This is a genomic window from Paraplanobispora takensis (assembly GCF_016863195.1).
Taxonomy (GTDB): domain Bacteria; phylum Actinomycetota; class Actinomycetes; order Streptosporangiales; family Streptosporangiaceae; genus Planobispora; species Planobispora takensis.
Genome location: NZ_BOOK01000020.1, coordinates 120662 through 147625, shown reverse-complemented (window position 1 = coordinate 147625; position 26964 = coordinate 120662). Strand labels below are relative to the sequence as shown.

Sequence of the window (26964 nt, the reverse complement as noted above, 5' to 3'; positions counted from 1 at the left end):
ACGTCCACCCCACGTCACTCCCCCGGCGGCGCGCCGCCGCCCCGACGTGAAGGAGATCATGTGTCCCCCACCCTCCGGCGCCGGAGGACGACCCTGATCTGGGCCGCCGTCCTCGCCCTCGTGATCCCGCCGGGCGTGGCCCACGCCGCGCCCGGCCCCGACCCCGGCAAGATCGACGAAGCCGTCCTGACGGATCTGGCCGCCGACGGCAAGGCCACCTTCTGGGTGCGCATGAAGAGCCGCGCCGACCTCACCGCGGCCCGCAAGGCGACGACCAAGGACGAGAAGGCCGCGCAGGTCTACCGCGCCAAGACCGAGACCGCCGCGTCGTCCCAGGCCGGCCTGCTCAAGCTCCTCACCGCCGAGAGCGCGGGCTTCACCCCGTTCTGGATCTCCAACGCCGTCCGGGTGACCGGAGACGCCAAGCTCGCCGCGGAGATCGCCAAGCTGCCCGAGGTGGAGCGGGTCGAGCCCACCCGCGTCGCCGCGTTGCCCGAACCGCAGCCGGGCAAGGAGACGGCGAAGGTCGAGGCGGCCGAGTGGAACATCGACCGGGTCAACGCCCCCCGGGTCTGGGACGAGCTCGGCAGCCGCGGCGAGGGCATCGTGGTGGCCAACATCGACAGCGGCGTACGGTTCGACCACCCCGCGCTGGCCGGCCGCTACCGCGGCAGGAACGCCGACGGCACCCTCGGCCACGACTACAACTGGTTCGACCCGGCGGGCGTGTGCCCCGCCGCCGAGCCCTGCGACAACAACGACCACGGCACCCACACCATGGGCACCATGGTCGGCGGCGAGGGCGCCAACGTCATCGGCGTCGCCCCCGGCGCGCGGTGGATCGCCGCCAAGGGCTGCGAGACCAGCACCTGCACCGACGCCTCGCTGCTGGCCGCCGGGCAGTGGATCCTCGCGCCCACCGACCTCTCCGGCCGCAACCCGCGCCCCGACCTGGCCCCGCACATCGTCAACAACTCCTGGGGCGGCGCGGGCTTCGACCCCTGGTACAAGGAGGTCGTCGAGGCGTGGGTCGCGGCGGGCATCTTCCCGGCCTTCGCCAACGGCAACCTGGCGGGCGCGGGCTGCAACTCCAGCGCCTCCCCGGGGCAGTACGTCTCCAGCTACAGCGCCGGGGCGTTCGACTCCGGCAACGCGATCTGGAGCTCCTCCACCCGCGGCGCCGGTGAGAACGGCGAGATCAAGCCCAACCTCGCCGCGCCCGGCGTCAACGTGCGCTCGGCCGTGGCCGGCGGCGGCTACGGCTCCTTCTCCGGCACCTCGATGGCCTCCCCGCACGTGGCGGCCACCGTGGCGCTGATGTGGTCGGCCTCCCCCAGCCTGCAGGGCGACGTCGCCGCCACCCGGGCGCTGCTCGACGGCTCCGCGATCGACGTCGAGGACACCCGCTGCGGCGGCACCGCCGCCGACAACAACGTCTGGGGCGAGGGCCGGCTCGACGCGTTCGCGGCGGTCCGGGCCGCGCCCGACGACCCGCTCGGCACGCTGGCGGGCACCGTCACCTCCGGCGGCTCGCCGGTGGCCGGGGCCACGGTCGCCGTCACCGGGCCGCTGAGCCGTACGGTCGCCACCGGACAGGACGGGACCTACACGCTGCCCCGCCTCCTGGCGGGAGAGTACCGGCTGACCGTCACGAAGTTCGGGTACGGCGAGGCCACTCAGACCGTCGCCGTCGTGGCCGACCAGACGGTGACCGGGGACGTGACGCTGACGGCGCTGCCCTCGGCCACGGTGTCGGGGACGGTCACCGTCGCGGGCGCGCCCGAGGCGGGCGCCACCGTGGCCGCGGCGGGCACCCCGGTCGGCGGGGTCACCGACGCCGCCGGGCGGTACCGGCTCACGCTGCCGCACGGCGACCACCGGCTGAAGGTCACCCCGGCCTCCCGGTGCGCGGACACCCTGACCGTGCCGATCACCGTGACCGCCGACCTGAGCAGGGACGTCGAGCTGCCACGCCGCACCGACGCCTTCGGGCACGTCTGCGCGAGCGCCGCGCTGCCGTACGCGGCGGGGACCGTGAGACACCCGCTCACCGGCGACGACGCGGCCCAGCCGGTCGCGCTGCCGTTCGCCTTCCCCTTCTACGGGAGCACCTACACCGGCGGCTGGATCAGCAGCAACGGGTTCGTGGGCTTCGCCGCCTCCAGCACCGCGGCGGGCAACGGGGCGCTGCCCTCCACCGGCGCGCCCAACGCGGCGGTCTACCCCTACTGGGACGACCTGGTCCTGGACGACCAGGCCGGGGTCTACACCGCCGTCGTCGGGACCGCGCCCGAGCGCGCCTTCGTCATCGAATGGCGCAACGCCCGGTTCTACTCCGACGCCGCCCAGCGGATCTCGTTCTCGGTGCTGCTCGGCGAGGACGGCTCGATCGGCTACCGCTACCGCGGCGTCGACAGCGAGCGCGACTCCGGGACGAGCGCGACGATCGGCATCGAGGGCCCCGGCGGCACCGACGCGCTGCAGTACTCCCTCGACAGCGCCGCGATCAGTGAGGGGCAGGGCCTGACCTTCACTGCGAGCCGGCACGGGCTGCTGACCGGCACCGTCACCGACGCCAACGACCGCGAGCCGCTGGCGGGCGCGACGGTGACGGTGCGCAGTGCGGCCACCGCCCTGCTCACCCGGCGGGCCGCCGACGTGGCGACCTTCACCACCGGGGCGGACGGCACGTTCATCGGGCAGATCCCGGTGGGCGACTATCAGGTCGAGGTCGCCAAGGAGCACTACGGGACCTTCACCAGGGACGTCACCGTCACCGCCGGCGTCAGGACCCGGGTCGACGTCGCGCTGGCCACCGGCCGGGTGACGGCCTCGGCCGGTGAGCTGGCCCTGGTGATGCCCGCCGAGGCGACCAGGACCGGCACGGTCGGGCTGAGCAACCCGGGCGCGGCCACGGCCTACACCGTCGTGACCGACCCCGCCCAGTCCTGGCTGAGCGTGACGCCCGCCTCCGGCGAGCTGGGCCCCGGCGCGTCGGCGACGCTGAGGGTCACCGCCTCCGGCGCGGGCGTCCAGCCGGGCACCGTCCGCACCGGCAGGCTGCTGGTGCGCTCGGCCAGCGGCCGCAACCCGCAGATCGAGATCGTCGTGAAGGTCGTGGTGCCCAGGCACCAGGTCGCCGTCGACGCGGGCGGCACCCGCACGGTCGTCGACGGGGTGGGCGACCAGTGGACCCCCGACCGGCGCCACAGCGCGGGCGGCCACGGTTACGTGGGCAGCGGGACCGGGGTCCACAGCACCACCAGGACGATCGCGGGCACCACCGAGCAGGAGCTGTTCCGGCGGGTGCGCGAGGGCATGCTGGAGTACCGGTTCGACCAGGTGCCCGCCGGCACCTACACCGTCGAGCTGGGCTTCGCCGAGACCCGGACCATGCGTGAGGGGCGGCGCGTCTTCGACGTCGTCGTCGAGGGGCAGCTGGCGATCCCCGCGCTGGACCTGGCCCTGGAGGCGGGCACGTACACCGCGGTGACCCGGCAGTACACGGTGAAGGTCACCGACGGCCAGCTCAACGTGCGCTTCGTCAAGCGGACGGGGGACACCCTCGTCAGCTTCGTCCGCATCTCCGAACGCCCCGACAAGACCGTCCCGTAGCGACCCGGCGGGGCCGCCTCCGTCAGGCCCCTTCTCGCCCGAGGGCGGGGAGGGGCCTGACGGCCGGGCCGTACCCGGCGGAAATCGCCCGCGGCTCAGAGCCCGGCCGGAGTCCGGAGCCCGGCCGCGGCTCCGGGCCCGGCCGGCACCCGGGCCTCAGTCGCCGGTCAGGCGGCCCAGGCGCTCCATGGCCTCGACGTACTCCTCGACCATGCCGAACACCACGTCCCCGGCCGGCTTGACCTGGTTCATGGTCCCGATGATCTGGCCGGCCGGGAAGGTGGCCAGCTCGGCGGCGTCGGAGCGGCCGATCCTGCGCAGCGCGTCCGAGACCAGCATGAACTGCAGCGGCATCGGCAGGGTGCCCGGCGATCCGGCCGACTCCCAGGCGTCGGTCCACTCGTTCTTCAGCAGCCGGGCCGGCTTGCCGGTCCACGAGCGCGAGCGGACCGTGTCGCGCGAGGTGGCCTCCAGGATGCGCCGCCTGGCCATCTCCGGGGTGTCGGCCTCCTCCACGGTCAGCCAGATCGATCCGGTCCACACGCCCTCGGCGCCCAGGGCCATGCCCGCCGCCATCTGCCGGCCGTTGCCGATGCCCCCGGCCGCCAGCACGGGCACGTCCACGGCGTCCACGACCTGCGGGATGAGCACCATCGTGGAGATCTCACCGGTGTGCCCGCCCGCCTCGGTCCCCTGTGCGACGACGACGTCCACGCCGACCTCGACCTGCTTGACCGCGTGCCGGGGGGTGGAGGCCAGCGCCGCCACCTTGACGCCCTTGGCGTGGGCCATCTCGACCACGTCGGCGGGCGGCGGGCCGAGCGCGTTGGCCAGCAGCGCGATCGGGTGCTTGAGCGCGACCTCGACCTGCGGCCGGGCGGTGGCGTCGGTCCAGCCGAGCAGCACCCTGCCCGCGTCGGCCTCGTCCGACAGCGGCGGCACGCCGTGCGAGGCCAGCAGGTCGTCGACGAACTTGCGATGGCCTTCGGGGATCATCCCCTGCAGGCGTCCCACGAGGTCCTCGGCGGAGTCGACGCCGAGGTCGGCTCCCGCGTAGGAGGCGGGCATGACCACGTCGACGCCGTAGGGCCGGCCGTCGACGTGGTCGTCGATCCACTTGAGCTCCATCTCGAGCTCTTCCGGGGTGAAGTACAGGGCGCCGAGCACGCCCATCCCGCCGGCGCGGCTGACCGCAGCGACGACGTCCCGGCAGTGGCTGAACGCGAAGATCGGGAATTCGATTCCGAACATGTCCGTGACACGTGTCCGCATAACGTCACGGTACGGCGGGCACCCGGAAAACTGCAACGCGTTCTAGTCTAGAACATTTCGTCGGTACCAGTGAGTAACATGAGCGAGAACACGTTTCAGCACGGCATCTCCCGTTCAGCGGGGCATCTTCCGCCATATCGCTCTCGGCAGCACGCGCATCACCGCGAACATCACCTTCAGCGATCCGGGCACCCACACGATCTCCGCGTCCGAGCGCAGCCCGGCGATCACCGCGTCGGCGACCTGGCCGGGCGTCGAGGACAGCGGGGCGGGGGTCATGCCCTCGGTCATCCGCCCGATCACGAAGCCGGGCCGTACCACCATCACCCGCGCGCCCGAACCGTGCAGCGCGTCGCCGAGCCCCTGGGCGAAACCGTCCAGGCCCGCCTTGGCCGAGCCGTACACGAAGTTCGCCCTGCGCACCCGCACCCCGGCCACCGAGGAGAGCACCACGACCGTCCCGTGCCCCTGCTCGCGCAGCCGCCGGGCGGCGTGCAGCCCGATCGACACGTGCCCGCCGTAGTTGACCGCGACCGCCTCGGCGGCGGCCACGGGGTCGGCGTCGTAGACCGCCTGGCTGCCCAGGACGCCGAAGGCCGGGATCACCACGTCCAGGTCGCCGACCAGTTTCACCGCGGCGTCGATCACCTCGCCGTGCGTCTCGGGGCGCGAGGCGTCGAAGTCCAGCAGGTGGACCTCCGCCTCTCCGATCACCGGCGGCTCCCCGCCGCCCGCGTCCCGGGAGGCGAGCACGACGCGGCGGGCGCCGTCGCGGACCAATCGCTCCACGATCGCCAGCCCGATCTCGCTGCGCCCGCCGAGCAGCAGCACGGTGTCCACCGCGCCCAGGGCGTTCTTCACCTGCTCACATCCCCTCATCGCATCCGGCGGCACCGGCCCTGTCACCGATTCCGTCACCGGCCCCGCGCCGCGGCCCGCACTCCGCCGGGCCCGGCGTCACAGGCTCAGCCTTCTGGCCAGATCCGTGCGGAAGACGCCGTCCGGGTCCGCCTCGTCGCGGATCTTGCGCCACTCCGCGAGCCGCGGGTACATCTCCGCCATCGTCGCGGCCGCCATCCGCGAGTCCTTGGCCAGGTAGATCCGCCCGCCGGCCTCGGCCACCCAGTCGTCGAAGGTCCGCAGCAGCCCGGCCAGGCCGCGCCGCCCGGCGGGGATGTCCAGCGCCAGCGTCCAGCCGGGCGCCGGGAAGGAGAGCATCCCCGGCGTGCCCGGCCCGAAGCGCTTGAGCACGGTCAGGAAGGAGACCACGTTCTCGGCCGACAACCGGGACACGATCCGCCGCAGCGTCGCCTCCCGGCCGAACGGCACGAGGAACTGGTACTGGACGAAGCCCCGCGAGCCGTAGACGCGGTTCCAGCCCCCGACGAAGTCGAGCGGGTGGAAGAACGGCCCCAGGCCCTGGACGAGGCTGCCGGGCCGGGACTTCAGATACCAGGCCTCGTTGAAGGCCCGCACGGTCACCGGGTTGAGCAGGCCGTTCGGCGCCCACGGCGGTGCCTTTAGCGGGGACCCCGGGGCGAAGGCCAGCGGGTCCCCGCCCCGGGCGCCGCGCGGCAGGTCCTCGCGCGAGGCGTGGTCGCCGCGGGTGAGCACGCTGCGGCCCATCCGGCCGCCCCGGGCCAGCAGGTCGATCCAGGCCACCGTGTAGCGATAGCGGTCGTCGGTGGCGGTCATCGTCTCCAGGGTGTGGTCGAGGTCGCCGGTGCGCTCGACGTCCACCCGGACCCGGGAGGTCTCGATCGGGATGCACCGGAAGACCGCCTCGGTGATCACCCCGGTCAGCCCCATGCCCCCGACCGTGGCCCAGAACAGGTCGTCGGCGGGGGTCAGCACCCGGCTCGCCCCCCCGGCGGTGACCAGGGTCAGCGAGGTCAGGTGGGCGCCGAAGGAGGAGTCCACGTGGTGGTTCTTGCCGTGCACGTCGGCCGCCACGGCCCCGCCCACGGTCACGTGCCGGGTGCCCGGGGTGACCGGCACGAACCAGCCGCGGGGCACCAGCGCGGCCATCAGGTCGTGCAGGCTGAGCCCGGCGGCGGCGGTGACCAGGCCGGTGGACTCCTCCAGCGACCAGGAGGTCAGCGCGGTGCAGTCGACGACCAGTCCCCCGGCGTTCTGCGCGGCGTCGCCGTAGGAGCGGCCGAGCCCGCGGGCGGCGACGCCGCGGCCGGGCGCCCGCCGTACCAGCTCCGCGACCTCCTCGGCCGAGCGCGGCCTGGCCAGGCGCGCGGGCGTCGGGGCGGTCCTGCCCCATCCGGTCAGAAAGGTCATAGCGGTGAGACTACGGCAGAGGTCACGTCAGGTAGATCCCCGTGACGAGCAACGCGAGCAGGACGGCGATGAACACCTGGATGGGCCGGTCGCGCAGGGCCAGCTCCTCGGGCTCCTCCCCGACGCCCCGGTCCACCAGGAGGTTGTGCCGCAGCACGATGAGCACGAAGGGGACGATGCTGAGCCCGTAGAACGGCCCGGGATGGTCGTTGAGCGCCCACAGGCAGTAGGTGACGATCATCGCGCCCGACGACATCGTGCGGACCTGCGCGAGATAGGAGGGGCTGTAGGCCGCCAGGATGGCCCGCGTGGAGTTGCCGCTGGCGTTCTCCCCCGCGGCCCGCAGCTCCGCCTCCCGCTTGCCCGCCACGAGCTGCAGCGAGCCGAGGGAGACCACCACCAGGAACCAGCTCGTCACCGGCACGTCCACCGCGACCGCCCCGGCGTAGGCCCGGATCACGTGGCAGCTCGCGACGGCGACCAGGTCCACCACCGGCTGGTGCTTGAGCCAGAAGGTGTAGGAGAAGGTCAGCGCCAAATAGCCGGCGACCACGGCGGGCAGCCGCCAGTCGCCGGTCAGCGAGGCGACGGCCGGCGACAGCAGGATCAGCAGGGTGCCGACGACGCGCGCGAGCACGACCGGGACCAGTCCCGCCGCGACGGGGCGGAACCGCTTGCGGGGGTGCCGGCGGTCGGCCTCGACGTCGGCGGCGTCGTTGAGCAGGTAGGCACCGCTGGCCGCCAGGCAGAAGGCCGCGAAGGCGATGAGCGATCCCGTGACCCCCTGAGCCGTCCCCAGCACTCCCGCCGCCGCCGGTGCCGCGAACACCAGGGCGTTCTTCAGCCACTGGCGGGGGCGGCAGGCCCGCACCAGCGCGCGGGGGGAGAACCGCCGAACGGCCGCCGGCTGGTCCGCCGGCGGCCGTGCGATCACTTTCTCGTCGTTCGTCACGCCTTGCCGTTGACGCTTCGGCTGCCGCCGGCGCTGCGGAGCACGAAGAAGCCGACGATCAGCAGGGCGAGGCCGACCAGGAGCAGGACCAGCGGGAGCGTCACCTTGATCATGGTGATCTGGTTCTTCGCGCTGGTGGCGTTGGACACCAGGTCGTTGACCGTCTCGGGGGTCATCCTCGCGGTCGCGGAGAAGGCGGTGATGCTGTGCGCGCCGTCCTGGGTCCGCAGGACCTCGTTGCGCTGCTGTTCCTGCTTGACGGGCGAGCCGGTCGTGGGCTCGATCCAGTAGGTGTTCTTGCCCTCGTAGACGCGGTCCACCTGGACGTCGCCGGTCGCGTCGGTCACCCCCATCACCGAGGCGGGGACCGAGCGGGTCTCGGTCTTGGTCGGCGGCACGGTCTGCTCGAACTTGTAGACCGGAACGCCGTTGACCTGGTCCTCACCGGCGAACTTGGCGTCGAAGGCCTGGGCCGCGGTGGAGTTGAACACCTTGTAGGTCTTCTGCTCCACGTCGAAGGGCCACTTGTAGACCTGGCCCTCGATCTTGATCGGCTTCTTGTCGATGTTCACCGCGCAGCAGGTGACGCCCTCGCCGGTGTACTTGTCGAAGGCGCTGCGGCGCTCGGTGATCGAGATGCCGGGATTGTTGTTCGTCACATCGTTGACCGCGGTGAACTCGTCCCAGACGACCGTGTCACCCTGGGCCTGGGACACGTCTCCGCGGGTGGTCACGGTGATGCCGAGATCACCGGTCAGCACCTTGAGGTCCTTGATGCTGAAGTACTGGGCTCCCGACGCCTCCAGCTTGCTGACCCCGTACTGGTCGGCGGGCGCCGCGATGAGATTGCCGCCGATCTGGAACCGCACCAACGGCGCCAGGACGATGAGGAATGCCCCGATGGCTAAGAGAACAACTCCGACTACTCGGCGCATTGATCCTCCTGAGGAGCTTCCCGCAATGCAGGGGTATGGGGGGTGAAAGATACTTAAATCACGTTCTACTCGCCAGTATGTTAGTGACGCCGATCACCCACGTCACTCAGGGATGCGGAAAAGTGACCGAAACAAGTTCTAGGCTGAAACCCGTCGTCGAGCCGGGTTTTCCCGTAGCGGCCGGACGCCCGGACGCCCTCGGCGGGGTGCGCGCGATCATCTCTTTCGCCGTATTCGTCAGGCGCTGACCGGCCGGCCCGCCAGGATCCGCGCGAGGGCGTGCAGACTCTCCTCCTCCGCGCCCGGGGAGGGCGAGACGCGCAGCACGGGTGCGGCCATGTCCAGCGGCGCCCTGGCCACCGGTACGGTGCCCACCAGCAACGACGCCGCGGCCGCCCGGGCTCCCGCCTCCTCGACCGCCGCCACGGGGTCCGCGCCGGGCGGCGGTCGCAGGGTGACGACGGCGGACGGCTCGTCGAGCGGCTCGCCCGCCCGCCAGCCACCGGCCCCGTCCAGCAGCCGTCGGGCCGTGACGCCCAGCTCCGCCAGCCGGGCGCGGAGGGCGGCCGGGCCCAGCGCGTGGTGCTCCAGTACGGCGACGCCCAGCCCGGACCGCGCCGCCATCGACGCCTCGGCGCTCTCGTACCTGGCCGCGCCCGCCAGCGGCGACGGCTGCCCGCCCACCCAGAGGTGCCCCCCGAGCGAGGGTGCCGCGGCGTCCATCACCCGCCCCAGCCCATCCGCGCTTGTCGGCCCGAACCCGTCCGCCTCCCGCCCCAGCCCGTCCGCCTCCCGCCCCAGCCCGTCCGCGCCCGCCGGCCCGAACCCGTCCGCGCTCTCCCGCCCGTTCCGGCCGCCCTCCTGGCTCCCCCCGCCGGGTCCGGCCAGGCCGGGTGCGATCAGGAAGCCGACCCCGCGCGGCCCGGCCAGCCACTTGCGGGAGGTCCCGACGTAGGCGGCGGCGCCGATGCCGCCGGTGTCCACGTGCCCGAGGGACTGGCACACGTCGAGGACCAGGGGCACGCCGGCCTCGCGGCACAGCCGCCCGATCTCCCGGGCCGGCTGTACGACGCCCCGGTGCGAGGCGACGTGCGGGACGGTCAGCAGGTCCAGCCCGCCGGCCAGCACCTCCCGCAGGGCGTCCAGGTCGACGCGGGAGTCGCCGTCCACGGGCACCTCGACCAGCCGTATCCCCCGCTCGGCGGCCAGGCGGCGCAGCAGCATGAGCGTGCTGCCGTACTCGGTGCGGATGTGGCCGACGCGGCTGCCCGGGGCCAGCCGCCACCCGCCGAGCAGCGCCGCCGTCGCCGCCGTCCCGCTCTCCAGGAAGGCGACGTCGCGCGCGTGAGCGCCGACCAGGGCGGCCAGCGCGGACCTGGCCGTACCCAGATCCGCCACCGCGCCGTAACCGCCCACCTCGCGCTCCCGCCGCAGGTGACCGACGACGGCGTCGAGCACCCGGTCGCTGGGGACGTTGCACCCGGCGGCGTCGAGATGGCCGGGCGGCACGCTGGACCGCGCCGTCCGCCAGGCCGCCGCGACCGCCGCCGTACCGCGTGGGTCACCGCCTCCCGGGCCCGGGTGACCGCGCACCGGCCGGGCTCCACCGGCTCCGGCGGTCATGCACCGGCCAGGGTGAGGCTGAAGTCCCCGGTGGGGTCGGTGTACTGGCGCAGGGTCGCGAACCCGGCGGCGGCGAGCTCGTCCCGCAGCCCTTCCAAGCGAAACTTGGCGCTGATCTCGGTGCGCATCTCCTCCCCGGCGGCGAACGACGCCGTCAGGCCGAGGCCGCCGATCGTCACCCGCATGTCCCGGGTCGCGCGCAGCCGCATCTCGATCCAGTCGTGCCGCTCGTCGTACAGCGCGACGTGCTCGAAGGCGTCCGGCTCGAAGTCGGCCGCCAGCTCCCGGTTGATCACGTGCAGGACGTTGCGGTTGAAGGCGGCCGTCACCCCGGCCGCGTCGTCGTAGGCCGCCACCAGCCGGCCGGTGTCCTTGACCAGGTCCGCCCCCAGCAGGAACGTGTCGCCGGGGCGCAGGGTGGCGCGCAGGTCCTTCAGGAACACCTCCCGCGCGGCGGGGTCGAGGTTGCCGATGGTGCCGCCGAGGAAGGCCACCATGCGCCGGCCGGTGCGCGGCAGCAGGCCGAGGTGGCGCTCGAAGTCGGCGCAGACCGCCCGCACGGTGAGCCCGGGGAACCCGGCGGCGATCCGCCGGCCCGCCTCGGCCAGGGTGAGCGCGTCGACGTCCACCGGCGTGTAGGTGCGCAGCGTCCCCGCCGAGGTGAGGGCCTCCAGCAGCAGGACGGTCTTCTCGCTGGTCCCCGAGCCGAGCTCGACCAGCGTGTCCGCCCCGCCGGCCGCGGCGATGTCGCCGGCCCGCGTCTTCAGGATGGCCAGCTCCCTGCGGGTCGGGTAGTACTCGGGCAGCCGGGTGATGCGGGTGAACAGCTCGCTGCCCGCGGCGTCGTAGAACCACTTGGGCGGCAGCTGCTTGGGCGTCGCCGTCAGGCCGGCTCGGACGTCGTGTTCGAGGGCCCGGCGCAGATGGTCGCGGTCGAGGTGGTCGATCATGTGCACGGCTGACTGACGGACGGGCATGAAGTCTCCTGGGTCGGTGGGATGTGACGGATGCCGGTGCGCGGGCGGATCACAGCCGGTGGGACATGACGGATGCCGGTGGATCACGGCCGGTGGATCACAGCGGCCGGAGGCGGACCTCCCCGGCCGAGACGAGCAGCAGGCTCCGCTCCGGTACGGCCCGCCAGCCGGGCCGTCCGTCCAGCGGCTCGCTCGCCACGAGCACGCCGCCGCCGGGATCCTCTGCGCGGTGGAGGAGGTCCTCACGGGCGTCGCCGGGCGGGGAGCCGTGGAGGGAGTCGTGGAAGAAGAGGGTGTCGCCCCAGGCGGTCGCGGCCAGCGACGTCCCGTCGCAGGCGAGCAGGTTCAACCGGGCGCCGGGATCCTTGGCCCCGGCGTGGACGACGACCTCGGCCAGCGCCTCGCCGAGCGGGAGCCCGGCGCGGCGCCGCGCGAACACCCCGGCGGCCAGCCACGCGGAGTCGCAGGGGCTCTCCGCGCCGCCGGGCAGGTCGTCGGCGAGGTCCCTGACCGCGTCCCGGTCGACGCGGCCGTTGTGGCTGAGCAGCCACCGCCCGTCGGCGAAGGGCGCGGTGGCCGTCTCCTCGATCGGCATGCCGACGGTGGCCGAGCGCACGGCCGCCAGCAGGCAGTGCGAGCGGGCGGCGCGCGCCAGTCCGGGCAGGTTGGCGTCACCCCAGACGGGGACCGTACGGCGGTAGCGGACCGGCTCGTCCTGGCCGGGGCCGTACCAGCCCATGCCGTAGCCGTCGGCGTTGACCGTGCCGTAGCGCTGCAGACGGGGCGCGTAGGACTGCGTGAGCAGGCCGTACTCCGGCTCGTGGATCAGCGAGGCGAGGGTGCGCGGGGCGCCCAGCCACGCCGCGTGACGGCACATTACGCCTGCTCCGGGGAGGCCGAGCGGGCGCAGCGGAAGCCGGAGAAGATCTGCCGGCGGATCGGGTAGTCCCAGTTGCGGAACGTCGTGCGGACCACGGCCGGGTCCGCGGCCCACGATCCGCCGCGCAGGACCCGGTAGTCGCCGCCGAAGAAGACCTCGCTGTACTCCCGGTAGGGGAAGCTGCGAAAGCCCGGGTGCGGCAGGAAGCAGGAGTCCGTCCACTCCCACACCTCCCCGATCATCTGCTCCACGCCGTAGGCGCTCGCCCCGGCGGGATAGGCGCCCAGCGGGGCGGGGCGCGCCGCGCGGTGGCCGAGGTTGGCCCGGCCGGGCCCGGGGTCGTCGTCGCCCCAGGGATAGCGCCGCGCCCGCTCCGCCTCGGGGTCCCAGCCGCAGGCCTTCTCCCACTCGGCCTCGGTCGGCAGCCGCTTGCCCGCCCAGCGGGCGTAGGCGTCGGCCTCGTACCAGCACACGTGCTGGACCGGCTCGTCCATGGGCACCGGCTCCATCCGCCCGAAGCGGGTGCGCCACCAGGCGCCGCCCTCCCTGGTCCAGAACAGCGGGGCGAAGGCGCGGCTCTCCTGCCGCCATCGCCGGCCCTCGGCCGACCACCAGCGCGGGTCGTCGTAGCCGCCGTCCTCGATGAAGGCGGCGTAGGCGGCGTTGCCGACGGGGAACCGGTCGATCCAGTAGGCGGGCAGCTCGACCCGGTGGGCCGGGCGCTCGTTGTCGTAGGCCCACGGCAGCGTGTCGGTGCCCATCGTGAAGGGCCCGGCGGGGACGAACACCTCCGCCGGCCCCGCGGCCCGGCCGGGCGGCAGCTCCCCGTCGCGGACCAGGCCCGGCTGTCTCGACAGCTGCAGCGTGGCCAGCATCGTCTCGTCGTGCTGGTGCTCGTGCTGGATCACCAGGCCGAAGACGAAACCGCCGCGGCGCAGCGGGTCGGGGTCCTCCAGGTCGATGGCGTCCAGCACGTCCAGCACCCGGCCCCGCACGCCCGAGATGTACCGGCGTGCCTCCCCCGGTCCCAGGATCGGCAGGGACGGGCGGTCCTTGCGCGGGTGCTTGAAGGCGTCGTAGATGTCGTCGATCTCCGGGCGCAGCGGCGTGATGCCGCCCGCCTCCCGCAGCACCCACAGCTCCTCGTAGTTGCCGACGTGCGCCAGGTCCCACACCAGCGGGGACATCAGCGCCGAGTGCTGGCGCAGCAGCAGGTCGTCCTCGGCGTCGGTATAGGTCAGCGACCGCCCCCGTACGGCGGCCAGCTGCGCGGCGATGCGCTCCTTGACGTCGTTCATGCCCGCCCTTCCTCGATCAGCCAGGCCGGCAGGTGCCGTCCGGGCCGGTTCACCAGGTCCATCAGGTCGCAGGCCGGGGACCGCCCGGTCGTCACGTGGCGGTCGGCGAAGGCGGAGACCTCGCCGACCAGGTGCGCGGGGACCCCAAGCCGGGGCAGCGCCTCGATCGCGGCGCGGAAGCAGGCCTCGGCGGCCCGTCTCAGCGGCGGGTCCGCCAGGCCGCAGCGCGCCGCCCGCACCCAGGCGTCCCGGTGGGCCTCGCACGCGGCCAGCGCCGCGTCGGCCGCGCGGTCGTCCGTCACCAGAGCGTGGGTCACCGCCGCGCACACCGGCCAGTCCGCCGCGTGCTGGGCGTCGAGATAGCGGATCTCCAGCCAGCCCCGGGGCCGGACCGGGGGGAAGACCGTCGTGGCGTGGTAGAGCAGGTCCTCCATGGTCGGCGGGCGTCCCCGCGCGCCCAGCCAGTCGCGGAACGTCGAGCCGTCGCGGACCGGACGGCACCCTCCCCCGTCCTCGCGCACCAGCATGAGCCGGGCGTCGAGGAGATAGCGGGCCCAGTCCTCCACCGGGTCGCCGGTGGAGGGGACCGGAGCCGTCCGCGTGCGGTCCAGCCGCTCCCAGACGGCCTGGCGGCCCGACATCCAGCCCGTCGGCCGGCCCTCGCGCAGCGGCGAGTTGGCGAAGGCCGCGCTCAGCACCGGTCCCAGCGCGTGCGCCCGCTCCCACCGCGCGGCGGGCCGGTCGCCCAGATCCAGGTTGACCTGGATCGACGCGGTGGAGCACATCATCAGCGCGCCGTACGGCCGGCCCAGGAACTCCGCCATCGCCTCGTAGCGGGGCAGGCGCAGCTGGCGCCGCGGCGGCCGTACCGGGTCGAGGCCCACCCCGGCCAGCGCCAGGCCCGCCTCCCGCAGGACCCCGCGCACGAGGCCGACGTCGGCCGCCAGGGCCGCGATCGCCTCCGCCGGCGGGCCGGCCGGGCCGGACAGTTCGAGCTGGCCGCCGGGCTCGAAGGTCACCCGGCTGCCGCCCGGCAGTTCGGGGAGGATCGGCTCGACCTCGGTCAGGGGGACGTGGCGGGCGACGGCCGTACGGTCGTAGACCAGGAACTCCAGCTCGATCCCCACCTGATCGCCGGAGACGCCGAAGCAGGTGCGCGCGAAGCGCTCCACCTGCGAGCCGTCCCGGATCGGTGTCTCCTCGATCACCAGACCGGCCATCCTCTCCCCCTCCGTCCGACGCGCATGGGATCTACAGACCCGCCGGGCGCGCGAACGTTACGGAGATGGGGAAAAGATCTTCAAAAAGATCCGGACGGCCCCGGATCGGGAGCCGGGCGATCCCGGCTCGAAGGCGCGGATGACGCGGATTTCCCCGGCTCAAGGGATGCGGGCGCGGATCCCGCGTCTCGAAGGCACGGGGAACCCTTCCCGCGCAAAGGCGCGGGCGTGGGCCTCCGGCTCAGTGGCCCTTCCGGCCGCGGAAGGCCGACATCAGCCGGTCGCGCACGTCCTCGCGGAGGCCCTCCGGCGGCTCGGGCGGCAGCGCGCCGAGCGCGCCGATGACGGTGCGGAACTGGTCGAGGTCGCGCCCGCACTCACGGCAGCACACCAGGTGCTCCTCCAGCAGCAGCCGCACCGGCTCGTCGAGGCCGTCGTCGAGGTAGGCGGGGGTGAGTTCCACCACCTCGCCGCAGCTGAACCGCTTCACGACGCCGACCGCCTTACCTGTGTCATGTTGAACCGTTTCACTTAGTCCGGCCGCCCCACCGTCTCGAGGTAGGCCTTCATCCGCTCCCGCACCCACGACCGGGCGCGGTGGAGCAGGACCCGCTGGTTGGCCGTGGAGATGTCCAGGATCTCGCAGACCTCCTCGGAAGTGCACCCCTCGACGTCGCGAAGCGTGATCACGACCCGCTGCCTGACCGGCAGCCCGGCCAGCGCCTCCGCGATCTGCTCGCGCACCTCCGAGGCGAGCGCCTCGTCCTCCGGGGTCGGCCGGACGGCGGAGAACCGTTTCCAGAAGGCCGGCGGCGGCTCGGCCCCGTCGGCGGCGCCCGGCAGGCCGGTGGCGGCCCCCTCTCCCCGCTCGAAGACGCTGCTCCACGGGACCGCCCGCTCCTCGCGGGCGCTGCGCTTCTTGGCCGTGTTGATCAGGATCCGGTGGACCCACGTCTTGACCGACGAGCGGCCCTCGAATCCGTCGATCCCCTCGATCACCGCCAGCCAGGCGTCCTGCACGACCTCCTGCGCGGACTCACCGGTGGAGACGTAGGAGCGGGCCAGCCGCAGCATCCCCCTCGACCAGGCGTCGAGCAACGTCGCGAACATCGCCTCGTCTCCGGCGCGGAGAGCCGCGACGACGACGTCGTCCGGGGGCAGTGTGCCACCCGCGAAAGCCACCATCGTTTCCTTCTCGTCGGGGACATCGGAACGTCCACGGCGTGGTGACGCCCCACCCGCCGATCCTGGCACGGACGTACGACATTCCCGATACCACCATCACGGGCCCTCGAAGTCGAGACCGTGCCGCCCGTAGCGGGCGTGATGGGGCAAAAGGTCTTAAATCATGTCCTACTCGCCAGTATGTTAGTGACGCCGATCGCCCACGCCCCCAGGGACACGGATAGTGACCGAAACAAGCTCCAGGTTGGAACCCGCCGTCCGACCGGGCTCTCCGGCCGTCTTCGGCCATCTGGACGCCCTCGACGGCATGCGCGCCGTCGCGGCCCTCACCGTTCTGCTGTACCACGTGGCCATCGAGTCCGGTGAGGCGCTCAGGGACGGCTTCGCCGGGGCGCTGCTCTCCCGCGGCGACATCGGCGTCCCCATCTTCTTCATCCTGTCCGGCCTGCTGCTCTACCGGCCGTTCGCCGCCGCCGCGATCCTCGACGCCCCGTCCCCGGACGTCCGCCTCTACCTGCGCAAGCGCGGGCTGCGCATCCTTCCCGCCTACTGGATCGTCGTCGTGGTCGCGATGCTCATCTGGTCCCGCGACCACGTGGCGGACGTCGGCACGTGGCTCTATCTCCTCCTGCTGGGCCAGAACTACAACCCCGACCCCTGGTGGTTCGGGCTGGGCCCCAAGGGGCTGGCCCAGATGTGGAGCCTCTCCGTGGAGATGAGCTTCTACCTCGTCCTCCCCCTCCTCGCCGCCGCCCTGAGCCGCTACGCACGCCGGGGCGGGCACAGCCCGGCGACGCGGGCCCGGCGGGCGCTCACGGGGCTGGCCGCGATGGCGGCGGTCTCCTACGTCTGGGCCGTGTTCGCGTTCGTCCCGTTCTACCAGCCGCACCTGAACCTCTGGCTGCCCCGCTCGATGACGTACTTCGCCGCCGGCATGGCACTGGCGGTGCTCGCGGTCTGGGCCCGGTCCGAACCGGAGGGACCCGCGGCCCGGCTGTCCCGCGCCGTCGCCGCAGCCTGGGGATCGTGCTGGCTGGTGGCGGCGACGGCGTTCGCCTTCGCGGCGTCGCCGGTCACCGGGGTGCGCTTCCTCGGCGTGGAGAACCTGTGGACCGGCCTGTTCGAGCTGGTGCTCTACAGCATCGTGGCCATGGCCCTGGTCGCCCCGATCGCGCTGCCCACCCCGGAGCGCACACCGCTGACCAGGTTCCTCAGCCACCGGATCATGCGCTATCTGGGCAAGGTCTCCTACGGCGTCTTCCTGTGGCAGTTCGTCGTCCTGTTCCTCTGGTACGAGGTGACCGGCCAGGAACCCTGGACCGGCAACTTCGCGGTCAACCTGGTCGCGGTGACGTTCTTCACACTGGTGCTCGCCGACCTCACCTACCGGTTCGTCGAGGAGCCCGCCCGGCGCCTCGGCTCACGACGACGCGTCCCGAAGGCATCCTGAGACGCGCACCGCCGGCCGGGCACTCGGCCGGACCCATGACAACGACCTTCGGCAGTGAGGACGCCCGACAGATGACCGACACCTCGTCAGTGGAACCGATGCGGGCCGCCGAGCCCTTCCGCGCCGATCTGCGCCGGTCGGTGCGGTTGTTCAGCGCCTTCAGGAAGGAGCAGACCGACCCTGACTTCTTCTACGGGCTGCTGGCCCGGGACACGGTCGCCCAGCTGACCGCCTACACCCCGCTCGCCGGAAAGCTCGTCCTGGACGTGGGCGGCGGCCCGGGTTACTTCGCCGACGCCCTGCGGGAGGCGGGCGCCCGGCCGGTGTGCGTCGACTGCGACGCCGGTGAGATGAGCATGCGGGACGGGTCCCCGCCGGAGGGCGCGATCCTGGGGAGCGCACTGGACCTCCCGCTCCGCGACGGCGCGGTCGACGTCTGCTTCTCCTCGAACGTGCTGGAACACGTTCCGGACCCGTGGCGGATGACCGGCGAGATGGTCCGGGTGACCCGGCCGGGCGGCCTGATCTATCTCTCCTTCACCAACTGGCTCTCGCCGTGGGGCGGTCACGAGACCTCTCCCTGGCATTACCTGGGCGGCCACCGGGCCGCGCGGCGCTACGAACGCGTCCGCGGCAAGCGGCCGAAGAACGTCTACGGTGAGAGCATGTACGCCGTGTCCGTGGGCGCCGCGCTGAGGTGGGCCAGGGCCTGCTCAGAGATCGACGTCGTCGACGCGCTGCCCCGCTATCATCCCCACTGGGCCGGCCCGGTGATTCAGATCCCCGGTCTCCGGGAGTTCGTCACCTGGAACCTCCTGCTGGTCCTGCGCCGCCGCTGACCGCCTGCGCCGCTCGGGCAGCGCGCTCGCGCCCAGCGCGAGCGCGCCGAGACCGGCGAGCACGGCCGGGGCGATCGTCTCGATCAGCCGGACCCGGCCGACGATGCCCGCCGCCGCCTCGGCGAGCATCGCGACGTCCGGCTCCATCGTGCGCAGGGTCGCGTCGAACACCACCAGCCGCTCCTGGTCGTCGGCCGTGCGCAGGGTCTCCCGGACACGCTCCTCGATCTTGATCGGCAGCCCGCTGCGGGGCTCCACCCAGTAGACGCGGGCCGACTCGGCGTACCTGGCGACCCTGACGGCGCGACCGGGGAAGCCGACGAGCGAGCCCGGCAGCGGATCGGCCACGTCCTCGACCTTGACCGGCTGGGTGTCCTGCTCATACCGGTAGACGCGCAGGCCGCGCAGGGTCTCCTCCCCGGTGTAGCGCATCCGGGCGTCGCTGAGCGTGACGGGGTCGAAGAAGGGGTAGGCCACCGGCCGGGCGTTCACGGGCCAGCGGAAGGCCAGGCCCGGCTGCCGCGCGTCGCGCCGGGAGCCGACGTACTGCCCGCAGCAGTTCTCGCTGAGCCCCGTCCTCCGGTCGAAGGCCACCCTGCGCTCCTGGTACGCGATCCGCGCCCCCGACTCGTCGTTGGTCGTGGCCAGCTCGGTCCAGATCGAGGTGTCCTCGTCCCCCTCGAAGGAGTCCGCCTGCAGGATGACGGTCCGGTAGATCGGCTCGCCCTGGTGGAGCCGGAGTCTGGCCCAGTCGAAGTAGACGGCGCCGGTCGCGGCCAGATGGACCGTCGAGGGATACGGTTCGCGCGGATGGACCGCGATCCCCGGATAGACGAAGAAGCGCAGCAGCGCCGCCAGGATCAGCGCGAACGAGCTGGCCGCGAGCAACGCGACCCGGCGGCCGCCCAAGGTCCTCATCATGGCGCGGGGACGGCCGTTCCGGCCTTGACGTCCCCCATGCAGACCGTGCCCCCGGCGGTGACACCGATGATCTCGATCTGCCGTACCCGGTCCGAGATCGGCACATAGACCTGGCTCAGCCCTTCGGGCAGGGTGACCCGGTGCTTGGTGTCGCCCGCCAGCACGACGATCTCAGTCCGCTCCTCGGCCCAGGTGCCCAACCGCGCCAGCTCTCCGGTGCCGGGCAGCGGGATCGTGATCTGGTTGCGCCGCCGTGGCCAGCATCCGCCCGGCGGGTCCTGCTTGGCGCCCTGGACGTCCACCGGCCGCAACCGCCCTTCCCGGTCGAAGACGAGCCCGTCCGTCGAGGCCACGGGGGTGCGCATGCGCTCCCTGAGCGCCTCGCCCGCCAGCGGCGACAGCACCCGTGAGGTCAGGCCGTACTCCCCATAGCCGGACGACAGCAGAAAATCCGGCACCGGCGAGTCGAAGACGACCTGGTGCTTCTGCACTCCGGCCAGCGACGCGCGCGCGGTGGCGAGGTAGGCGAACTTGTCCTGGGCCCCGAGGTGGCCGGCGAAGCCGTTGACGGAGACCAGCGAGGCCACCACGAACCCTCCCACCAGCAGACCGCCTGTCGCGTACACCGCCTCCGTCCTGGGAAGCGGTCGCCGCCAGGGCCGCTCCTCGCCGAGGATCGGCAGTGTCAGGAGCCCGGCCACCAGGGCCAGGACGGGAAGGGCGTCGGCGATGTAGCGGGTGTCCATGCCGAGGAAGCTGCCCGCCAGATAGACCCGCCCGTACAGCGGCGGCGGCACGTCCGCCATGACCACCCAGCCCAGCAGGATCGCCCAGGCCGCGAGCGCGCGTCGGCGGTAGCGCACCGTCGCCCACAGCAGCACCGCGACGACCAGCGCCGAGAGGCCGACCAGTCCCCAGGGGGGTGAGGCCACGGCACGGTCCGGACCGGCGAACCAGTTCCACGGACCGCCCACCGCCGTGGTCAGGAAGGTGCGGCCGAGCAGGTTCCCCACGAAGCCCAGGCCTTCCTCGACCGGAGGGAACCCGCCCATGCCGGGCGGGGTGTCGACGGAACGGACCACGTAGAAGCCGACGAACGCCGCGAGCGTGCCGCCGTAGGCGAGCCACAGCCGTCCCCGGCCGCGCAGCCCGCCGAAGTAGGCCCACGTCAGCGCCACGAGCAGCACGGGGATGACCGCGGCCTTGACGAAGAAGAGCATCCCCAGGACCGTCCAGGCGATCGCGGCCGCCGCGTACCGCTTCCGCCCCGTGCGCAGGTGGCGCACGTGCGCGGCGACGGCCATCGGCAACGCGATCTGCAGCGGGACGGTGTTCAGCGCCGCCGCCCACCAGGTGAGCACGGGAACCGACGCCGGAGCGAGGACGAACAGCGTCAGCGGGACGAGCACCAGCGGACGCGTGCCGAACACGGTGGTCAGCATGTGGTAGACGGCCAGCCCCGCCAGTGTGTGCGCGGCCACGATGAGCGTGGCCGTCACGGCCCAGTCGTACGGCGCCAGCCGCGTCACGACCCAGTCGAGGGCGAAGCCCCCCGGCATGAACTGGCCGAGGTAGACCGTCGCCAGCCGCCCCGGGTCGAACCCGTGCTCCACCGCCCTGGCCGCGTAGGCGAAGTCGTCCTCCTTGAAGTACGCCTGGGAGACGACCAGCGCCTTCATGACGGCCTGTACCAGGAGCAGAAGGAGCGCGCAGGCGAGCGTCACCCGGCCGGAGCGCGTCCCCGTCTCTCCACGGGGCCGGACCGTCTCCAGCTTCTGCATCAGATCCATGAGTACTCCGGTGTCGATCCGGAATCGGGCACGGCCACGGCGCGCGCTGACGCGGGCCTCCCCAGATTGTGTCGCAGCGGGGTGGGACGCAAGCCCGACGCCAGTGTGCTCAGGGCGGCGAGCGCGGCCCACTGCCCCGTCCAGTCCGGAAGTCCCGCGGCCAGCGTGACCCCGGCCAGCGCGAAGAATCCCGCGGGCACGAGGGGGGAGCGGACGACTCCGGCGATCCGGCTGATCCAGCCGTCGGCGAGGTGCTCGGCGCCCGCCACCCGCTGAGCCCAGACGGTGAGGAGACAGCCCAGTGAGGCGACCACGGCTCCGGGCAGGCCGAGGACCCAGAATCCGAGCACCGGCATGACCAGGACGGCCACGCGCGGTGCGGCGGGGCGGGCCGCGGGCCGGCCCGGCCGTCCGCGTACGGGCCAGAGCGCCTGGACCACCACGATCAGGGCGAGCACGGCCCCGGCCAGGAGCGAGGCCCGGTAATGGTCGTCGGGGACGTAGTGCATCGTCACGGTGCCGGAGGCGCGGGCCGGCAACAGCCACGCCTGCCGCCAGCCGTCGAGGCGGACGGCGGTGAGCTCCCGCCCTCCCAGCGTGGCCTTCCAGCCGCTGTTGAAGTTCTCGTTGACCACGAAATAGGAGACAGCGGACGTGGCGACCCGTACCTGCCGGGTGCTCGCGTCCCAGCGCTCGATCTCGACCGGCTGCATGGTGACCACGTCGGATTCCTCGTCCCGGCTGCCGCGGATCACCACCGACCGCACCCGGAACGGGTCCTCGTGCCCGGCGGTGACACGGATCCCTCCCAGTCCCACCGAGACCCGTGTGCAGGCGCGGTAGACGACCTCCCTGCCGTTCAGCACGTCCCCCAGCGTGCCCTCGACGATCTCGGTGGGGACCTCGTTGCCGCCCACCGTGAGCATGGGGCCGTACCCGCAGGGCAGCTGGAGCGGGAAGCTCTCCAGGTCGGGCACGCCGCCGACGCCCGGGATCGAGACGTCGACCAGTTCGAGCGGGCGCGAGGCCGCCGTCTCGAACTCGAGGGTGAGGACCTTCGCCCGCACCGGAGCGAGCTGCAGCCAGCCCCCGGATCCGGGCCAGCCCGAGCGGGCCACGCCGCGTTCGTTGCGGACGGTCACCCGGACCGGCGGCAGGCCGAGGTAGGAGTCGGGGAACCGGAGCTTGAGCTGGGAGACCTGCATCGTGCGTCCCAGATCCACGGTGAGCGTGGGCCGCCGGTCGAGCGGGTCGGCGTACCAGATCGTACGGTTGTCCCCGTCGAACGCGGCCCGGCCCAGGACCGCCGGATGGTCGGCGATCGTGGACGACGCGGTCACCTTGGGATAGGAGTCGGGCAGCGTCACCAGCTGCTGGGCGGTCTTCGGGTCGGTGAGCACGGCCCGGCCGGTGATGTCCCAGTCGCCGATCTCCGGGCTCACCACCCTGCGGTCGAACCCGTAACCGTCCTCACCCTGGATCCCCAGCCGATCGTCGCAGGTCCAGGCGTAGGAACCCCGCATGCACGGGGAGAGGTCGTCGGTCCTGGCCAGCACCATGGTCTCGCCGTGACCTCCGCGGACGTCCGGCACGGAGATGGTCCGGCCGGCCCGCGTCCCCGGAATCGTCACCTCGGACAGTCCCACCCGGCCGCTGCGCGCGCCCTCCACGGCGGTGATGCGGATCCGCAGCCGGGACGTGGTCCCGGCGGGCCCGGTCAGCACCTGCTCGTCGGCCGAGGTGATCGCCGACACCGACCTGCCGGAGTCGGTCTCCACCGCGGCCTCGGTCACCCGAGGCCCGATGGCCGAGCGCTCGAACCTCACGGTGATCCGCGGCACCGCGATCGGCTCGATGAAGCGTATCTCCCACCATTCGCCGACAGGATCGTTCCACCCGTCCGACCGCCAGCTCGTCCGTTCGTCCCCGTCGACCGCCGCGAACGGCTGACGGCCCGGGTCCCGCATGCCGGGCAGCGCGCTCGCGGAGCTCTCCGCGGAGGAGGCCGAGAGCCCGGCGATGCCGGTGTACTCGGCTTCGGAGGTGTAGGGGGTCCAGGCGGGGTCGGTCACATCGGCGGCGGCCGAGCGCACGGGGCGTTCCGACTCGGTCAGGGTCGCCGACGCCGACCTCCTCAGGTCGCTGAAGACGTTCTCCCGGCGTCGAAGCGTGTCGGTGACGACGGTGTGCGCGCCGGACACCGGGTAGGCCGCGGGGTCGTCCCCGATGACCACCGGCCGGTCGTCCCCGAGCAGCCCCTCCTCCGCGAGGGTGAGCACGGCCTCGGAGCCTCCGGTGACCCGCGTCGTGCGCTCGGCGGGCAGGGTCCCGGCCTTCTCCGGGGCTCCCGCGACCTTGTAGACCTCCAGGGCGTCGTAGGGCTGGTCGAACCAGGCCCCCGCGATGTTGCTCTGCTCCTGCCCGACCTGGCGGCCGAAGCCGCGCACCCGGGACAGACCCGGTGACTCATCCAGTGCCTCGTGGACCCGGGCGGGCCAGGCGTCCCCGATCGTGGCCCGGTCGAGGTCGTTGCGGACCAGGAGATAGCCCACTCCCATGCGGCGGAGGGTCGAGCCGAGCCCGAGCGAGCCCTTGCCGGCGCTGAAGCGCTCGTCCAGAGCCTGCAGGAGCCGGGAGATGCCCGGAGACCCCCACGGCACGTTCGTGTGGGCGGCCCAGCGCGCACCGCTCAGGAGCGGCTGGAGCGGCTCGTCGATGGGGCGTCCCCAGTCGTACTCACCCCTGCGGGAACCGGGGACGACCAGGACCATCTGGTCGGAGGCGTTGGTGTTGAGCCATGTCACCGCCTCCCGCCAGTAGGCGGGCACCTCCCAGAACGAGCCGCCGGGGGACACCCCGGACAGCGCGACCGGAGTGAGGCTGAGCCCGCTCAGAGCGACCGCGGTCACGCGGAGCGGCACCCGCATCCGCACGCGCGCGCTCACAAGAGCGGCCAGCCCCACCGCGAGGGGGAGCCGGATCAGCGCGTCGAACTTGTGCAGGTTGCGGAAGGGCGCGAGCGGCCCGTCGAGCAGTTCCCGGACGAACCCGGCCAGCGGGCCGGCATGGCCGGCCGAGACGATGATCACGCCGACCAGCAGGGTGAGCACGAGGAAGAGGCGCTCGGGGGTGCTCCGGCGCGCCAGCCCGGCCAGCCCGAGAGCGGCCACCAGAGAGGTGACCACGATGAGCCAGGGCGTGGTGGCCTGGGCGAAGGACGCCTCGACCCACGGCCTGCCGTCCGTCTGCAGGAAGCTGAGCCAGCTCGACGTCCCCCGGACGACGTTGGTCAGCGAGGTCACGCCGCTCGTCGCCGAGGCCGTCTCGATGAAGGGCAGGAAGGAGAAGATGTGCCGGCCCATGACGAGCAGCGGGGCCAGCCACCAGAAAGCGGCCATCCCGACCAGCGGCAGCCACCAGGCGAGCAACCTGCGTTTGAGCGGGCCCCCCTGCCTGGTGAGCAGATAGAGCAGCGGGACGACCAGTACGGCGAGCTCGGCCGCCGCGTTCACACCGCCGCACAGCAGCAGCGCCGCCGCGGAGAGAGCGGCGGCGCGGCGTGGGGTGGTGCGGCCGCTCGCCCCTCTGATCAGCGGCAGCAGTATCCACGGGAGGATCGCGCTGGGCAGGAACTCCGACGAGTTGACGCCGATCAGCGCCTGGGCGTGCGGGGCGAGCGCGTAGGCGAGCCCGGCCAGGATCCCCGCGCCCGACGAACCGGCGCCCAGTTCCCGGACCACCCGGACCACCCCGAGGAAGGCCACGATCAGGACGACGGACATCCACAGCCGCTGGACGTTCCAGGCAGGCATGTCGAGGGCGAGCCAGAGGCTGTAGAAGGGCCCCATCGGGAACAGGTACCCGTGGGCCTGGTTCTGCAGGTGACCGAAGAACGTCCCGTCCCACAGATGTGTCGCCCGAGACAGGAACCCGAGAGGGTTGATCGCCATGTCGAGCTTGGTCTCGGCGATGATCCTGTCGGGCGCGGTGTTGAACGCGATCGCACCGAGGAGAAGGCATCCGGCGAGCTGCTGGATCCAGCCCCGGAGCCGGGAAGACTCAGACTCCGCAGGGTGAGCCGTCCGAGGACGGTTCCATGCGTCAAAGGTCAACTGGCACTCAGCGGGGTTTCGGGCTCGTTCCGGACGAGACTCGGATCAATGCAGGTCGTGCGATTGTGCTTGGACGCGCCAGAGTACCTGCTTCTGGACATCTCCGCACGAATCGCACCGACTATCGACGCGCCGGTCCGGCCCCACGTGAACTCACTCGCCCACGTCCGGCATGCCTGGTGGATCTCCGCGCGCCGCGCCGGGTCGGACAGCTCACCGATCGCCCGGGCCACCGTGTCGGACAGCAGCTCGCCCTCCTTGACGAGCCAGCCGGTCACCCCGTCCCTGACCGAGTCGCGCAGACCCGCGACGTCGTAGGCCACCGTGGGCACCCCGAAGGCGGCCGCCTCGATCACCGTCAGCCCCCAGCCCTCGAACTCCGAGGCCGTGACGTTCAGCAGCGCCGAGCCGAGCAGCGCGTTCTTCTCCGGCTCGGCCAGGAAGCCGTGCAGCCGGACCCGGTCGGCCACGCCCCGCTCGGCGGCGAAGGCGGCCAGGGCCTCCGACTCGGGCCCGCGGCCCACGACGTGCACGCGCAGGCCGGGGTGGGTCTCCCCCAGGTCGGCGGCGAGCCCGATCACGCGCTCGACGCGCTTGTGGCCGACGAGCCTGCCGAGGTAGACCAGAGCCGGGTCGCCGTCGGCGGCGCGGCGGGCCAGCGGCCGGGCGGCCGGGCTGCCGTTGGGCACGACCTGGATCGGCGCCAGCCACCGCAGGCGCGTGCGCAGGTCGTCCCTGGAGGACTCGGAGACCGTGACGGTCAGGCGGCGGCGGTACAGCAGGCGGGCCACCGGGCCCTCGACGAAGCAGCCGATCCTGGCCAGCCACGCGGGGAAGAACGCGTGGAACTGCCGGTCGTGCACGTGGTGCACCAGGCAGACGACCGCGGTGCGGCGCCGTACGACCAGGGGCGAGAAGAACGGGATGCCGTTCATCGAGTCGATCACGACGTCGAACGAGCGGCGGTGGAACAGCAGCCAGAGCGGGACCAGCAGATAGACGAGATAGCGGTTGCCCATCCGGCGCAGCGCGATGCCGTCGACGTGCTCGGCCGCGGCCTGCCCCGGCTCGCGGCTGGTCAGGAAGTCGACCGTGGCGCCCTGCGCGAGGAGATAGCGGCTGACCTGCCAGGCGTACTCCTCGGCGCCGCCGGCCACCGACTGCCGGGGCTCCCGGAAGTTCAGCACGGCCACCCGGACCCCGCTCAGCGGCGCCTCGGGCGTGGCCGCGGCCTCGACGCTCAGCCGGGGCCAGGACAGCGCCCGCGTACGCGAGGCGCCATCCGTCTTCCCGCCGGATAAGGCCACGATCTCTCCTTCGTCTCCGTGCGGCTCACACCCGGATCAGGGCATGGCGAAGCCGAACTCCGTGCCGATCAATGACGTCCGGCCCTGTGCGCCGGTGAAAAAGATGATCCCGGGGCCGTCAGACGGCCCCCGGGATCACTTGTCGCCGTAGTTGTACAGCGGCCGGTTCGGGGGCTCCGGCGTGGGTGCGGCCACGTTCATGACTGCCGCGGAGGCGCCGACCGCAAGTACCGCTCCGACGGCCAGTGCTGCGAGCACTCGTATCACTGGACACTCCCTCCAAGATTCGGACAGTGTGC

General features: G+C 72.8%; 19 protein-coding genes and 1 pseudogene. 3 read left to right on the top strand and 17 right to left on the bottom strand.

Going from position 1 to position 26964, the window contains the following annotated elements; genetic code table 11:
* Positions 1-60 precede the first annotated feature (60 nt).
* Positions 61-3615, top strand: a complete 3555-nt coding sequence (locus Pta02_RS15000; RefSeq protein ID WP_203875414.1) for an NIDO-like domain-containing protein — start codon at positions 61-63, stop codon at positions 3613-3615.
* 156 nt (positions 3616-3771) lie between these two features.
* Here Pta02_RS15000 and Pta02_RS14995 read toward each other — a convergent pair whose 3' ends face one another.
* The 12 genes from Pta02_RS14995 to Pta02_RS14940 all read right to left on the bottom strand — a co-directional run bounded on the left by Pta02_RS14995 (position 3772) and on the right by Pta02_RS14940 (position 16246).
* On the bottom strand, positions 3772-4887 hold the full coding sequence (locus tag Pta02_RS14995; protein WP_203875413.1) for an NAD(P)H-dependent flavin oxidoreductase: 1116 nt from the start codon (positions 4885-4887) through the stop codon (positions 3772-3774).
* Between the two features lie 114 nt (positions 4888-5001).
* Positions 5002-5748, bottom strand: a complete 747-nt coding sequence (gene dprE2, locus Pta02_RS14990) for a decaprenylphospho-beta-D-erythro-pentofuranosid-2-ulose 2-reductase (protein WP_203875412.1) — start codon at positions 5746-5748, stop codon at positions 5002-5004.
* 96 nt (positions 5749-5844) lie between these two features.
* On the bottom strand, positions 5845-7176 hold the full coding sequence (gene dprE1 / locus Pta02_RS14985) for an FAD-binding oxidoreductase (RefSeq protein WP_203875411.1): 1332 nt from the start codon (positions 7174-7176) through the stop codon (positions 5845-5847).
* Between the two features lie 22 nt (positions 7177-7198).
* Positions 7199-8110, bottom strand: a complete 912-nt coding sequence (locus Pta02_RS14980; RefSeq protein ID WP_203875479.1) for a decaprenyl-phosphate phosphoribosyltransferase — start codon at positions 8108-8110, stop codon at positions 7199-7201.
* A 14-nt stretch (positions 8111-8124) separates the two neighbouring features.
* Positions 8125-9063 carry a cell envelope lipid trafficking protein PgfA gene (gene pgfA / locus Pta02_RS14975; protein WP_203875410.1) on the bottom strand — a complete coding sequence of 313 codons (939 nt, stop codon included), beginning with the start codon at positions 9061-9063 and terminating at the stop codon, positions 8125-8127.
* A gap of 237 nt (positions 9064-9300) precedes the next feature.
* Entirely contained in the window at positions 9301-10656 is a 1356-nt protein-coding gene (gene egtE, locus Pta02_RS14970; RefSeq protein ID WP_239130571.1) for an ergothioneine biosynthesis PLP-dependent enzyme EgtE, read from the bottom strand.
* A 26-nt stretch (positions 10657-10682) separates the two neighbouring features.
* Positions 10683-11663, bottom strand: a complete 981-nt coding sequence (gene egtD, locus Pta02_RS14965; RefSeq protein WP_203875408.1) for an L-histidine N(alpha)-methyltransferase — start codon at positions 11661-11663, stop codon at positions 10683-10685.
* Positions 11664-11760: 97 nt separating this feature from the next.
* Entirely contained in the window at positions 11761-12540 is a 780-nt protein-coding gene (gene egtC, locus Pta02_RS14960; protein ID WP_203875407.1) for an ergothioneine biosynthesis protein EgtC, read from the bottom strand.
* Positions 12540-13841 carry an ergothioneine biosynthesis protein EgtB gene (gene egtB / locus Pta02_RS14955; protein ID WP_203875406.1) on the bottom strand — a complete coding sequence of 434 codons (1302 nt, stop codon included), beginning with the start codon at positions 13839-13841 and terminating at the stop codon, positions 12540-12542. Before egtB ends, egtC begins: the two co-directional genes overlap by 1 nt.
* A complete protein-coding gene (gene egtA / locus Pta02_RS14950) occupies positions 13838-15061 on the bottom strand; it encodes an ergothioneine biosynthesis glutamate--cysteine ligase EgtA (protein ID WP_203875405.1) in 1224 nt (407 codons plus the stop codon). Before egtA ends, egtB begins: the two co-directional genes overlap by 4 nt.
* A 241-nt stretch (positions 15062-15302) precedes the next feature.
* Positions 15303-15551, bottom strand: coding sequence for an anti-sigma factor family protein (locus tag Pta02_RS14945; RefSeq protein WP_203875404.1), 249 nt, complete (start codon positions 15549-15551; stop codon positions 15303-15305).
* A gap of 41 nt (positions 15552-15592) precedes the next feature.
* On the bottom strand, positions 15593-16246 hold the full coding sequence (locus Pta02_RS14940) for an RNA polymerase sigma factor (protein WP_203875403.1): 654 nt from the start codon (positions 16244-16246) through the stop codon (positions 15593-15595).
* Positions 16247-16469: 223 nt separating this feature from the next.
* Here Pta02_RS14940 and Pta02_RS14935 point away from each other — a divergent pair, with 223 nt between their 5' ends.
* Both Pta02_RS14935 and Pta02_RS14930 read left to right on the top strand, forming a co-directional pair.
* Positions 16470-17696 (top strand): acyltransferase family protein, encoded by a 1227-nt coding sequence (locus tag Pta02_RS14935; protein WP_203875402.1) that lies wholly within the window; start codon positions 16470-16472, stop codon positions 17694-17696.
* A gap of 71 nt (positions 17697-17767) precedes the next feature.
* On the top strand, positions 17768-18535 hold the full coding sequence (locus Pta02_RS14930; protein ID WP_373872376.1) for a class I SAM-dependent methyltransferase: 768 nt from the start codon (positions 17768-17770) through the stop codon (positions 18533-18535).
* Positions 18536-18568: 33 nt separating this feature from the next.
* Here the strand turns inward: Pta02_RS14930 and pgfA (Pta02_RS41200) are convergent.
* The 5 genes and pseudogenes from pgfA (Pta02_RS41200) to Pta02_RS41905 all read right to left on the bottom strand — a co-directional run.
* A pseudogene (pgfA, locus tag Pta02_RS41200) lies at positions 18569-19453 on the bottom strand (cell envelope lipid trafficking protein PgfA); the annotation flags it as partial.
* Positions 19453-21246 (bottom strand): hypothetical protein, encoded by a 1794-nt coding sequence (locus tag Pta02_RS14925; RefSeq protein WP_203875401.1) that lies wholly within the window; start codon positions 21244-21246, stop codon positions 19453-19455. The pseudogene pgfA (Pta02_RS41200) and the gene Pta02_RS14925, both read right to left, overlap by 1 nt.
* Positions 21237-25358 (bottom strand): alpha-(1->3)-arabinofuranosyltransferase, encoded by a 4122-nt coding sequence (locus Pta02_RS14920; RefSeq protein ID WP_203875400.1) that lies wholly within the window; start codon positions 25356-25358, stop codon positions 21237-21239. The genes Pta02_RS14925 and Pta02_RS14920 overlap by 10 nt, the downstream gene beginning before the upstream one ends.
* Positions 25355-26665, bottom strand: a complete 1311-nt coding sequence (locus Pta02_RS14915) for a glycosyltransferase family 4 protein (RefSeq protein WP_373872375.1) — start codon at positions 26663-26665, stop codon at positions 25355-25357. Before Pta02_RS14915 ends, Pta02_RS14920 begins: the two co-directional genes overlap by 4 nt.
* 135 nt (positions 26666-26800) lie before the next feature.
* Complete coding sequence (locus tag Pta02_RS41905; protein ID WP_275423582.1) at positions 26801-26932, bottom strand: hypothetical protein; 132 nt, start codon at positions 26930-26932, stop codon at positions 26801-26803.
* Positions 26933-26964: the final 32 nt, after the last annotated feature.